8 protein-coding genes are annotated in these 13,905 nt (G+C 44.6%); all 8 read right to left on the reverse strand.

Annotated features, from left to right (window positions below; all coding sequences use genetic code 11):
- Positions 1-58 precede the first annotated feature (58 nt).
- Positions 59-2,710 carry a peptidoglycan DD-metalloendopeptidase family protein gene (locus ABWT76_RS03645; protein ID WP_354635647.1) on the reverse strand — a complete coding sequence of 884 codons (2,652 nt, stop codon included), beginning with the start codon at positions 2,708-2,710 and terminating at the stop codon, positions 59-61.
- A gap of 900 nt (positions 2,711-3,610) precedes the next feature.
- Positions 3,611-4,069, reverse strand: coding sequence for a tRNA (cytidine(34)-2'-O)-methyltransferase (locus tag ABWT76_RS03650; protein WP_054469242.1), 459 nt, complete (start codon positions 4,067-4,069; stop codon positions 3,611-3,613).
- A gap of 356 nt (positions 4,070-4,425) precedes the next feature.
- Complete coding sequence (locus ABWT76_RS03655; protein ID WP_054469241.1) at positions 4,426-4,722, reverse strand: DUF5678 domain-containing protein; 297 nt, start codon at positions 4,720-4,722, stop codon at positions 4,426-4,428.
- 776 nt (positions 4,723-5,498) lie between these two features.
- Entirely contained in the window at positions 5,499-6,461 is a 963-nt protein-coding gene (locus ABWT76_RS03660) for a pyruvate kinase (RefSeq protein ID WP_354635648.1), read from the reverse strand.
- A 27-nt stretch (positions 6,462-6,488) separates the two neighbouring features.
- Complete coding sequence (locus ABWT76_RS03665; protein WP_082349020.1) at positions 6,489-9,803, reverse strand: PAS domain S-box protein; 3,315 nt, start codon at positions 9,801-9,803, stop codon at positions 6,489-6,491.
- 1,289 nt (positions 9,804-11,092) lie between these two features.
- Positions 11,093-11,599, reverse strand: coding sequence for a crossover junction endodeoxyribonuclease RuvC (gene ruvC / locus ABWT76_RS03670; protein WP_054469270.1), 507 nt, complete (start codon positions 11,597-11,599; stop codon positions 11,093-11,095).
- A gap of 242 nt (positions 11,600-11,841) precedes the next feature.
- The gene (bchI, locus tag ABWT76_RS03675) at positions 11,842-12,933 is read right to left on the reverse strand and encodes a magnesium chelatase ATPase subunit I (RefSeq protein WP_054469239.1); all 1,092 of its coding nucleotides are present in this window, start codon (positions 12,931-12,933) and stop codon (positions 11,842-11,844) included.
- 262 nt (positions 12,934-13,195) lie between these two features.
- The gene (locus ABWT76_RS03680) at positions 13,196-13,807 is read right to left on the reverse strand and encodes a hypothetical protein (protein WP_354635649.1); all 612 of its coding nucleotides are present in this window, start codon (positions 13,805-13,807) and stop codon (positions 13,196-13,198) included.
- Between the last annotated feature and the right edge of the window lie 98 nt (positions 13,808-13,905).

Here is a 13,905-nt window from a genome sequence, read left to right on the forward strand (position 1 = left end):
TTTTTTGGATGAATTCACTTAAATTCACACTAACTAATTACCAATCATTCATCCGACATCATTCACGAGGTAAATAGGCCATAGGATTCACTGCACCTTGCCCTGGGGGATGAATTTCAAAATGTAAGTGAGGGCCGGTACTGAATCCCGTGCTACCCATTTCGGCGACTTGTTCTCCCTGATCGACTTCTTGGCCTTCCCGGACTAAAATCCGACTATTGTGGGCATAGAGGGTGAAACTGCCATCGGGGTGAGAGATTTCCACGAGGTTGCCATAACCGCCGTCGTTCCAAGCGGCATAGGTGACAACCCCGGCAGCCGCAGCGAAAATCGGTGTGCCCACAGGAGCGGCAATGTCAATGCCATTGTGCATCCGTCCCCAGCGCCAACCATAGCCAGAGGAGAGCAGCCCCTGCGCTGGCCAGATATAGCCATTGAAAATCGCCGGACTGTTCGGCAAATAAGCTTCCGGACCATTCAGAGGAGGCAACTGCGGGGAAACCATCTGTCCCGTAGTCGGCTGTAGCAGAGGCTGGTAGGCAGTGGTTCCGGACGAACCAGTGGCCAGTAAATCCTGGCTGTTTGCCTCTTCGTCTCTGTTGGGTTTGGCGTTTTCTGGGAATGGAGTCCCAGGACGTTGCCGTTTTTTCGGCTTATCTTCCACGGAAGCCTGCAAGAATTGCGGCGATTGCTCAGAAGAATCTTCGGAAGAAGCTTGATTAGACCGACTAGGGTCTGGCGATCGCCCGTTGGCCAATTCCTGATCGGGATGATTCTGGCGTAGCCGCTCAATGTCCGCTCTCAATCCCTGGACATAGCCATTGGAAACGGTTTCGGTGGCAGCACCTTGGCTGGCTTGTGAAATTTGATTGGGCGCTACCGTAGATGGGCGATCGGTCGGCAAATCGGGAACTGTCACCATTAATTGATTGGAAAACTTCGCCGCCGACTCAATGGGCAGTTCGGGCTGAGACTGATATTGGCTTTCCGGTTGGCCAATGGGATATTTTTCGCGTAGTTTGAGCAGATCGGACTTCAAACTATTGACAGAAGGGGTTTTGCCCTGAGATGCACTGGGTAATCCTGCCCTGTTATGGCCGTAATCTATTGGCACAGGAGTAGAATCTACCGGATTTAAATTTCCTTTGCTTCTGCGGGTTGGGGCTAAAGGATAAATCGCATCTGTACCAAGGACAACCGGAGCAGAAACTTCATTGACAAAGGCTTCTGAAGTGAATTCAGCAGTCTGAGGCTGTTCAACTTTGGCGGATTCGTTCAGACTTGTGCTGTTTTCTTGGTTAATCAGAGGAATTTTAATTTTTTGGTTGGCTTTAATGAAGTGCGGATCACTGATCTGATTTGCTTTCATCAGATCGGAGACAGACACATTATTTTTCTGAGCGATTATATCCAAAGTTTCGCCCACACCTACTTGATAAATCCTAGAGGCTGATGACACAGCGGTCGGTGAAATCACCACCGTATTGGTTAAATCAGGGGAAGCGACGACCGATGACTCTGGGGTGGCCTCTAGTGGTAAAGGCTGGGCGGTGAATTGAAATTGTGCGGGCTTGACGGTGAGCGGGAGATCGCGCTTCGGCGTTGCGGATGCAACATCGCTGGAAACTACGGAATTCATTTCCTGAATCTCGCTGTCCGTCGAAACTGTTGCCTCCGAATCGCTAGTGACTTCTAGTTCGGCTGCGGCAACTGATGTTTCTGATGTTTCTGATGTTTCTGATGTTTCTGAAATAGACTCCACGGGTGCGCTGGCGGATCCTTGTGGATGCCATAGCGCTTCTGTCTGCCCTGACAGGTCGTTAGCCGGGACTGGATTGCTAGATTCAATGCCAACCTGGGGAGAATCCAACCGAGGATTCAACTCCACGTCCGTTGCCCCTACATTTTGATAATTGGTGACTAATGGATTAGCTACTTCCATCAGCATTTCTTGATTTTCCGTGGGCGCACTTTGATGGGCTGTATAGCTGGGGGAACCGGGAATGATGGTTCGGGTTGAGGCCGGCGCTGAATTCGGCAGCGTTGCTTCGGAACCGCCCACTTCCAAGCTTTGACTGGACCACTGATTGGGCGAGGGCAAACTGACTGCCAAGCTATGGGTGCTGGGTTGGGTAGCAGAAAAGAAATATTCTGGCTGACTCGATGCACCGGGCGTCACCACGAATGAAGGTTGAGGTTTACCGATTTCCGTTGCCATTGGGACTCCGGGGTGAATCGCCGATAGATTTTCTGTGAGTGACTCTGGCTCATCGGTTTCGGCAATTTCCCCCTGGGTATCCCCGTCGGGGATAGCACCAGTTTCCCTGACATTTAGACTTATCCCTTGATTTTCGGCAATGACAAGCTGGTTGGTGTTTTCTGACAAGTCCTGAGCCAAAGAATCCTCTGAACCAGACAGGGAAATTTCACTGTCATGTCGCGGTAATGTATCCGCGATATCCAGGTCTGATGACAAATCAGGCTGGGGCGAAGTGGTCAGCCAATTTCCGCGATCGCTTGCCGGAATATGATTGGTGACAGCCGCTTCGCTTTGTTGAGGTACTAGCATATTTGACGCTCCCATTGAGATGGCCAATCCTAGCATGGCAGCAGAAGTACAAGCTTTGCTGCGGTTAACCTCTGTAAGCGCCTGTCTTGTTTGTCCGGCTACTGCATCACTACCGGCTGCACAGGAAGGAACAGGCTTCATATTGTCCTCAAATGCTCCTTTCAAAAAAAATACCTCCTAATTACCAGTAAAACTACATCTTGAATCAATCAATGTACTACCAGTCGTATGATGCTTAACATCTTCAGCCAGAGACAAGGGTCGCTGACAGATTATATCCTTTGGTCAGATTACCGTGATTTTTTAATTTCGGCAAGCGGTGAGACATGGAAAACATTGTTAAAGTATCATCGATTTTTTTCTTGGGTGTCTTTAAGACCGGGTTGAAAACTGCCTATCTGGATAAACTTACTCATTTTTGTAGCATAGTAGCAAATAAAATGCAGGCGATCGCAGTAGCATTTCACACACAATCGTGGTCTTTGTTCTCCTGATGGTGGTTCTGACCCCTCACCCCAATGGGCGGTAGATGCTTTGAATCATTGATGATAAAGTATTTCGGTCTTTTGATCCCCTTCATCTAGTTTTGTTCAACCCCAGAAAAATTTATTTTGACATTTCTGGGGATCGATCATTTTTTTATAAGTTTTGCTTATCTTTTCGCTCGGTGAATAGAGAATTTCAACGAGGATTTGCCTAGGGGGTTAATTGCCTGAATTGACCATACATAAGCTTTTCGGGATAATTGACTGGCATAGAAATCGGGTTAACGATTGCCAAAAAAATTAAAAATTGTCAAACTCTGATGAGATCGAGAGTTTGACGGTTCCCTGGTAGGGCGAAATTTTCTTTGGTGAAGCGATCGCCGCTTCACAAAACAATCATTCAATCGAATCATAGAAACACCATATCAGACAATCTAGATTAATCCTTCAGTAGAGATTTTTTGTCATCGACCAAACCAGCGATCTCCTGCGTTCTCCTGAATATATAAAACCCTCAGTCAACCGGGCTGACCGAGGGAGGAGATCGAGCTAGATTTCACAGTAAGCCCAATTGACGACGGGCTTCAAATAAACCAATCGCCACACTGACAGAAAGGTTCAGACTCCTTACTCCGGGCTGTGTCATGGAAATCGATAAAGTTGCATCGCAAGCAGCGAGAACTTCTGGGGACAGACCCGTGGTTTCACTGCCAAATAACAACCAGTCATCGTTGTGAAACTCGAATTGAATGTAATTGATTTGACCACGAGTGCTGAACCCAAGCAACCGACCACCGCGCTGTTGATGGAATGCTTGAAACTCTTCTATGGTCGAATGATAAGTGAGACGAACATAAGGCCAATAGTCTAAACCAGCACGTTTCAGATAGCGATCGCTAATTTCAAATCCCATTGGCCCAACTAAGTGTAGTTCAGTTCCGGTAGCGGCACAGGTGCGAGCAATGTTGCCCGTATTTGGGGGAATTTGTGGGTGAACTAAGACAATTTGTGGCATTGAGTCCCTAAAAATTGCAGCAATAAACCAGCAGCGGATACACAAAGACCCCACCACTGGGAATTTATATCAGAATTGGACTATAACAAAAACTGTGCTACCGCCCACCAAAAATATCTTTGGGATGTCATCTGAGGCGGCGAGGAGAAATTGTCATGGTCTGCTGACTTTTTCTGATTCGGGGCGGCGCAATTTCCCAAGTTATATCCCAGACTTTTCCCACATAAATTTATGTTTAACCAGTAAATCTCACTGGGTAATCAATTAGTTAATTCAGTAAATTTTACGCAACCCTCGCTCCCTCGCTCGACATCTATTTTTATGCCAGGGATCCGCGTAAAAACTTACGGCTATTTTTACCACGGAGGCACTTGAAAGACTAATGGCATAATGCCCCGACCTTGTTTAAAAAATGGATCGCATACCTCACTATAATCATTGCCAACCCCCACCACATGACCTTGCTCAATTGCCACAGTTTTCCCGGCATATTGATGGATCAGTTCATCCAAGTGATCGTTGAGCCACTTTTGTTCTTCTTGTATAAGTTTAGAAAATTCTTGCGGAGATATTTGTTGTTCCAATGGTTCTTTTAGGTCATGTAAGGGTTCTGGTTTAAATCTGGAAAATTCTGGCGGAGATAATTGAGTCATGTCCGATTCTCCTGTGATTTTTGCTAAAAAATCTGATATTTTTTGGCTTATGATTATGGTAACACATATTTCCAAACCCAGTAAAAAAAAATATAAAAATTTAAGATATCAATGGTCAGTTTAAGCATGGCTGTCCGTGACCCTGGGCGAAGTAAATTCTCCAATTCCATATCCAGAAACAACCCTAGTCATTCCAATTGTGCCGATATTTCATTACTGAGGCGGTTTTTTCCTCTTGAGGGCTGTTTGTGATTTAAATCATCAAAATCCCTTGGACGTCTCTACTCAAATTTATCAAACCCAGAGAATTTTGTCCCATAAGTCCCATAAGTCAGACCGGACAATTTTCCCGCACGGCGGCTCCCAATATAAATCAATCACAAGAGCAAATCCCCCTTGGGGCAGTTTTGGCAAAAAAATCTGCTGATTTGTGAGGAGTGAGTCCGGGCGATCGCCTTTTAAATGCTAACAGTTATACTTTTGGTCCCTTTGGCGTGGCTGATGTATTGCTTTCTGTATAAATACTAGCTAGATAAATACTAACTAGGCGATCGGCTTTATACCTCTAATTAAGTAGATTTACTTACGTAATTTTACTTACTAAATCAAAGAAAACCAACTATCAAAAATTGTATTTTCTGAAAATTTTATCAAGGTTTATGCGGGTTTGCTAATAATAAAAATATTGCTGCTATTTGCGCGGAATAATTAAGTCATATTTAATTATGAAAATCAATTAAATATATTTAAATATATTTAAATATATTTAAATATATTTAATCCGTAAAAAAATCCTGCAAAAAATCAGCCACTTTTTCAGGAAATTGACCAATAGCAGTCTCATCGGAGAGTACCATCCCATCAAATCCAGCTATTTTTAAATCATATAAATGGACAACTTCGCTTCTGGTAGGTTGAGGAAAATAGGTCATATATTCCAGCACTTGGCCGGCGATGAATTTGGGTTTAGATAACTGGGGAAACTGGGCGACAAACTGTGCTTGCAATGCTCCCAAAACCCGCAAACCAGCTTGGGTTCCTAAATCCCCACGACAAAACCATAAGTCGTCAAAATTCCCATCGATATCCTGAAGAAACTGCATGGATTCAGGGCGTTCTATTTTGGCAATTAACTGGCGGTCTTGAGTCAATGGTCTGAGGTGTTCGGCTTCGGTGCCATCCAAAACAAATGAGCAAGCAAATTGAACATACTCATACTGTAATCCTAACTCAATGGCAGCGCGATCGCGTTGTCCTACCTGTGTAAAAGGCACCGGATGATCCAGTCGATTAATCCCTTTATAAGCACTTAATGAACCATTGACTAAAACTTCAGCGGTGGCTTGCCTTTGACCAACTTCTGTAACTTTAATTTTGAGGCGATCGTCATTCAGGGAAAGGATATCCCCGACTTGCAAAACCTGGAATAGATCGAGATGTGGCACAGGTAAATAATCAGGAGATGCAGAAACTTCTCCAAAAAATAAGCAAACATTTGCCGGAATTTCTGCCTGGGATGGATACTGACCAATTCGCATTTTAGCCCCTTGCAAATCTAAAATCACCGGCCAGACTTTTCCCTGGTTGTAAAAAATGCTCGACAGCCGATCCAACCATGTTTTTAATCCTTCTAAGCTAAGATGAGCCACATTCAGGCGAAAGCCATCAGCGGTTTGACAAAAATACTCAATGATTTTCGGCGATTCACTGGCAGGCCCCAAGGTAAAAACTCGTTTCATCGGTCAATTTCTCCCCAATCAATAGATTTATTTGTTTACGACTTTTGACTGAGAAATGGGAATTTGAATCAAAAACTCAGTTCCTTGACCAAGCTCTGAATGACATTCAATAATCCCGCCATGTTTCTCCACAATAATTTTATAACTAATCGACATCCCCAGACCAGTTCCCTTACCGACGGGCTTCGTGGTAAAAAATGGATCGAATAACCGCTTTTGTACATCCTCACTCATGCCAGGGCCATTATCCTGAATGCGAATCGCCACCTGAGAAGGTTTGATGCATTCGGTGGGTTGAACTACCTCGGTGGTAATGGTAATAATATGTGGATTCGGTTGATTTTCCAGTGCATCCATTGCATTGGCCAACACATTCATAAAGACTTGATTGAGTTGACCGGCATAGCATTCTACTTTCGGTAAATCTCCATAATTTTTAATGATTTCAATTCCGGAATTTTTGCCTTTGGGTTTGCAGCGATTCTGTAAAATCAACAGAGTGCTATCAATTCCTTCATGGATATTCACCGGCTTCATTTCCGCCTCATCCAAACGGGAGAAATTGCGTAAAGATAAGACAATCTGACTAATTCGTTCCGCGCCAATTTCCATCGAGGCTAAGATTTTGGGCAGATCCTCCATTAAAAAGTCCAGATCGATATTTTCCGCTTCTTCTTGAATTTCTGGCACCGGATCCGGGTAATTTTTTTGATACAATTCCATCAAACCCAGCAAGTCTTCCACGTAGTTTTTGGTGTGAACCAGGTTGCCGGTAATAAAGTTGACGGGGTTATTAATTTCGTGGGCAATTCCCGCCACCATTTGCCCCAAACCAGACATTTTTTCCGTTTGAATTAGCTGGCTTTGAGTTTGTTTGAGGTTTTGTAAGGCTTCGCTGAGTTGTTGGGCTTGGGTTTGGGCAGCCAAGGCTGCGGCATGAGTTTGGGCGTAGAGTTCCGCTTGGTCAATGGAGAGGGCGACTTGATCGATAACGGCGTGTAAGAGTTCCACTTCGCTATCAGTCCAAGGACGCGGCCCGCTAGAATGACTACAAACCACAGCCCCTAGCTGTCCCGATCGCGTTTCCAAGGGTAAAAGCAGAACGGAAGTAATGCCCATTTCACTCATCAGCGATCGTGTATCTTCATCTAAATTGTCCTGGGTCATCACTTCGTCTACGCGCAAGGCTTCGAGACGCTTAATTCGATACGCCAAAGGCCCTGTTTTTTTCGGCGGATATTCGCACAACAAGCTGGGCAGTTCGGGAAGTCGTGATTCATGGGTGACGGTGAGAGAAGATTGGATCGGATTGTGGAAATACCAGACAAATTGGCAGCGGTCAATTTTTAATAAGCTGCGAATTTCCGTCACGGCGGTTTCCAGAATCGTATCCAAGTCCAAAGAATTGCGAATTTGGCTGGCTAGTCGGAACAGCAAGCCTTCCCGACGAGAGAGTAACGCTTCCCTAGCCCAAGCCCGGTCAATGGCCACGGCGATCGCCTGAGCCACCCATCCCAAGGCACTTTGAATCGAATCGGTAAACGGTTCACGACTACATAAAATCATCACTCCCGCTAACCGATCTTCAAGGATTAAAGGATAACCGGCGAAATTGGCTTGCAGTAAACAACTATTAGAAAACAGTTCTTTTAAAGCCCCACTCATGTTGGAAAAATTTCCCATCACCAGTTCACGTTTTTGGCCAATATTCCAGACTAAAGAATCACCGGGAGGACAGCGTTTGGGAAAGATGCTCTCATCTAACAAATGTCCGGCTTGGGCGCGTAGTTCTAGCAGGTTGGCCACGGAATTAAAGATCCAAATATTCGCCGAACTGATTTCCAAATATTTCACCATCGCATCGACACAATGTTGCAATAGGTTTGCTAAAGATCCTCCTTGTCCCAAGGTTAGACCCATTTCCGCGCTAAATGCACTCAGGTGGGCGCGTTCCCAAAGCATTGCTTCGGTTTTTTTGCGTTCTGTAATATCCTGAAAATAAACCGACAATCCCACGGTATGAGGGTTGGCTCGGATATCTAACCAAATCCCAAGTAAAGGTTCAAAGACTTCAAAATGAACTTTGGTGTTATCCGCGATCGCCTGGTGACATTGTTGGCCAATGGTTTCTAATAAACCAGGAAATTCTTGCCAAATATTTTGGCCGATTAATTGTTCGCGATCGAGCATAAATATTTCTTCGGCTCGTAGATTAATGTAGCTAAAATTCCAGTATTTATCTACTACAAAAAAACCATCACTAATACTTTCTAGAATATTGATTATTTTTCGATGAGATTTGACTAATTGTTCTTCGGCTTCTTGGCGAGCGTTAATTTCAAAAATTGCCCCATCAACATACAGCATTTCCCCCGACTTATTAAAGATTCCCCGGCCTTGGTCATGGACCCATTTAATTTGACCATCGGCGGCGATCAACCGATAGTCGATAGAAAATGATGGATTTTTGGGACTGATGTTGTTAAAAGTTTGTTCGACCACGATTCTATCTTCACCATAAATCAAATCATAATAATTATGATTTTCTTGACGAATAATTTCTTCGTTTGAATACTTAATAATCTCAAATATTGCTTCACTGATAAATTCTATTTTAGGCTTTTTTTGAATTTTGGATCGGTAAATAGCTCCAGGAATGTTAGAAATCCAATTGCTGAGTAAGTGTTCTGGTTCTGGCCAGGTTTGGGATAATCTATAGACCGATAAACCTGACGGGGGGGTTTGGCTATATATTTGAGAATTTACTGGTTTATGATTAGCAGAAATTAAGGATGTTTTGGCAGAAGTTTCAGAACTGTTCTGAGCCAACCCTAAAGTAATTCCAGAAATATTAATATTGACGATTAAATAGGCGAATGGTTCACCTTGACTATCTCGTTTTACCGTCCAGTGACTCGCCACGGTAATTTCTTGCAAATTTTCCTGGCGTTCGCGAAGCGGCGCGGATGCGCTATCGCTTTTATTAGATGGGGTTTGGATGCGATTTTTTTTAAGTGTTTTAGGTCGGGATGGGGGGGATGAATCTTGTTTACATTGAAACAGTATCCCTTCCCAATGACCCTCACTGAATAAGTGTCTTTTTACCTCCGCTTCGGCGATCGCAAAACGGGTTTTCAACAACAGATCCGCATTTTGACCAAGCACTTCAGCGCTGGACCATCCATATAGCCTCTCACAGCCATGATTCCAATGAATAATTCGCCCATTGAGGGCAACACCCATCATAGCTAAATGTCCCAAGTCTTGTGCCCCTGATAATAAGAGCGAACTTGGCGTTGATGGAAACTCAATAGAATGATGATTTGGTTGCTGATTTCGCATGACTTATTCCTAGTAAATATGCAAAGGTTGTCACCGTTTGCTATTCTCCTTGATCCAACATTGTCCGCTCTGCCGATTCATGGTCTCGGTGAGATATCTACATCGGTGAATGCCCGATCGATCTCTAACAGGAATTAAAGCATTAAAGATGACTGACGATCTCTTGACCAATCCGCCCATATGACCCTGATTAAGTCCAAGGGAAAATAATTCTGGGTGCGATGTTTTATTCCTATGAGAGAATTTTTTTCGGTTTTTGTTCAGAATCGGACTAAACCTATACGGTTCCAAAGAAGCTTTATCTTCCAAAGAAGCTTTATCTTCCAAACTATAGCTGCCTTGTTCATTTGTTTGCCATCAGACCCAAAGTTCTAACTTTCACCTGAGAGAAGGTGATTCGGAAGCTATCCGTATCCGAGCATTGTTTTTGGGGTGCTGTTATCCCAGGGGTTGCAGAGTCGCCGACCAAAATTATAAAAAATCGCCAACGATAACCCCCTTACACTCACAACTGACTCAAGGTGTGACGAGAATATCTCTTACTTCGATTGTAACTGTCCACTTCCCTAATCGAACAGTTGGCAACGAATAAAGGTCTGAAGTGTGGTGTTACGATTTTATGACTCGGATGGTGAATTTTACTCATGCTGAGTCAAGGGGCATCGAACTATGGACTTAACCAGGGGGCATGGATCCTTTTTGGGTTGGCTCATTGTTTCTCGGTAGGCTGAGATTCAATTGGGATGAGTGTTTTGCTGCTTTTTTCTGTTAAAAATCAGTTGAGGAAATTTTTCCTCGACTCCTAGGAAGGAGATTTTTTCCCGCTTTTTTTTTGGGGATTTTTCGTTAAAAAAATTCCCTTGAGTGGGTGATTGCAATAATCCATTTTTCCCGGTAACTATGGGAGTCAAAACCCTAACTTAAACGCTAACTTATGAGAAAATATATCAGAGATTATATCAGAAGATTATATCAGAGATTGTGAGTCTCGGTTTTTGGTTATGGGATGCCAAGACGCATTTAGCAATCGTTACTTGTAGCGGTGCTTTTGTGCAGGGAAGCGGCGGCGTGGGGATCGGGGGAGCGAGGCAAGGAGGACAGAAGGGATCGAGGCAGCGGGCAGCGGAGGAGTAATCACGAGTAATCACGAATAATCGCCAATAATCGCCAATAATCGCCAATAATCGCCAATAATCGCCAATAATCGCCAATAATCGCCAATAATCGCCAATAATCGCCAATAATAAATAAACTATGGAATAAAACTTAGTAAAACTTAGTAAATTTTGTTATAGAGAGCGATCGCACCACGCGGTTAAAGCCACGGCTAAAGCATCGGCGGCATCATCAGGGCGGGGAATTTCCGGGAGGTTTAGTTCTCGGGCAACGGCGGCTTGAACTTCATGTTTTTCCGCATTGCCATAGCCGGTTAAGGCTTGTTTAATTTGGGCGGGGGTATATTCAACTAAGGGCAGTTTATGCTGGGCTAAAACTAATAGGAGAACTCCGCGAGCTTGGGCGACTAAAATGGTGTTGCCCATGCGGTAGAAAAAGAGTTTTTCAGCGGCAACTAGGTTGGGTTTTATTTGGTTGATTAAAGCGTGTAAATCTTCATAAATGGTGCAGAGGCGATCGCCTAATTCTTGGCTGGATGTGGTTTGAATAATGCCAAAATCAATCGGTGATACCTGGGTTAAATTTGGACTTGCTTGATTTGCTTGATTTTCTTGACAAAGAATTGCCCCGAACCCTAATCTGGCTAATCCCGGATCTAATCCTAAGATACGTTTTTGCATCATTATGTTATTAGTTATTAGTTGTTCGTTATTAGTTGTTCGTTATTAGTTGTCCGTTATTAGTTGTTGGTTATTAGTTATTAGTTATTAGGGCTAGATGCCCGAATAAATAACTAACAACCAATAACCAACAACTAACAACCAATAACGAACAAAAGAATCCCTACCCACCAATAACTCCTTAAACCCCCCTTTCAAAGGGGGGCAATAACCAACAACTAACAACGAATAACAATTAACAATTAACTTTCTTCCGCCATTTCAATGCCAAAGACGCGACAAAATACTTTCTGTACTTTATAGCCAGAGTCAATGGATTCTAGGGGGTCTTTACGCAGACGGTGACGTAAGCAGAGGGTGACAACCCGACGAATATCATCTACGGTGACTGTGGTGCGACCTTCATAGGCGGCGATCGCCTTCGCGGCGCGGTTGGTGACTAAATCTCCCCGTAAACCGTCTACATCTAATTCAGCACAAACCTGAGAAATTTGGACTCGCAAATCATAGTCAATGGTCACGGAAGATAAAAGTGTTTGGGCTTCTACCAGCCGTTTTTGCAAGGCTTCTTGTTCGGTGACGTGCTTTTCCAGATAGGTTTGGGGATTTTGGTCAAAGCTTGACCGTTCTTCCACAATTTGCACTCGCAAGGCCGGATCTTTGACGGTGCGAATTTCCGCGTGCATTCCGAAGCGATCGAGCAGTTGGGGTCTGAGCTCTCCTTCTTCGGGGTTGCCAGAACCTACGAGGACAAACCGGGCTGGGTGACGAATGGAAATCCCTTCCCGTTCTACGGTGTTCCAACCAGAGGCGGCGGAGTCGAGGAGGACATCCACCAGGTGATCGTCCAGCAGGTTGACTTCATCGACGTAGAGGATGCCCCGGTTGGCTTTGGCTAGTAATCCTGGTTCAAAGGCTTTCACCCCTTCGGATAGGGCTTTTTCAATGTCAATGGTGCCGCAAACTCGGTCTTCTGTGGCGCCTAGGGGCAGGTCTACCATTGTGACTTTTTTCTTAGCGATCGGCAGTTCTTCGTGGTGGGCTAGGCGATCGCGCACCATATCGCTCATCATTTCAGGATCTCTGGGATCGCTGTTAAAGGGATCGTCAGCAACCACATCGATTTCCGGTAGCAGATCGGCTAAGGCGCGGATAGTGGTCGATTTGCCCGTGCCGCGATCGCCCATAATCATCACACCGCCAATTTTGGGGTCAATCACGTTTAACAGGAGCGCTAATTTCATCTCTTCCTGACCGACAATGGCGGTGAAGGGAAAAACAGCGCGACGGGAAGTTGTTGTCGGGTTGGGGCTTGCTAGGGCTGTCGGACTCACGAAATTACCTAAATCTTACAATATATATAATTAGTCGTTCTCATTGTGCCATAGAGTCAGACACAACAATCAATCGGATTGTTGGCGGCTGACTTTTGGTGGTTTAGCGGTTGACCCCATCCCCTTTTCCTGTGTAGGTTGGTTAAAAGAAACTGGGAAGGGAAAAATCACCGTAAGCCAAGCAATGGTGTTTGATGCCAATACGAAAACAGAATCACAGCCCAAGACGAACCAAAGACAACGAACGTAGCAACACAGCTATCTAATCCCACCAAGCGCGAAGGAAGTTGGGGTCAATGTCTAATTCATCCGCATCTTGGGCGATCGCCTCAAAATCGGCAATGATTTGATAACAAGCATCCCCACGCCATTCAATGCCATCAATACTGACGCGATAATCTTCGCGATCTGGGGAGATGACATAGCCTTGAAAAGTCCACTCAAACCCTTTACTTTTTTGGGCTTGACCAAATTGAAAAATTTCCCCAATGGTGGGTGAACAATTTTGTCTTTCTGCGGGATCGGCAAAGCCGCGATCGAGCAATTCTTGCAACTGATCCACGGTCAATGCATCAAAGTAATGAAGTCCACCCAAGCGCTGATTTTGCCAATCAATCGGTTGGCCAAAAATAATTGTATCTCTGGTGGCATAATCCCGATTGTAGTTAAAGCACTGTCTGGGGGAAAATGAGGAAAAAATAAAACTCGGATTTAAGGGGTCGATTTGAATGTTGATATCTTCAGGGCTGACCCCCAAGTTGAGAAAGTAAAGCCGCAGGGCTTCTTTTCTATCTAGCGGCGAATTCTCTAGGCATTGTTTCACATTCGGGCAATTGTGAATTACCCCGGTCATGGATTGACAGTCTAGTTGCATTGGGCAATACATGAGGACTCAGTGCGATCGCGCTTGTAGGACTATATAAAATATAAACCCAATCAGCCCGGTTTTTGCCATAAGTTTTGCCCAAACCC

It is taken from the genome of Planktothricoides raciborskii GIHE-MW2 (assembly GCF_040564635.1).
Classification (GTDB): domain Bacteria; phylum Cyanobacteriota; class Cyanobacteriia; order Cyanobacteriales; family Laspinemataceae; genus Planktothricoides; species Planktothricoides raciborskii.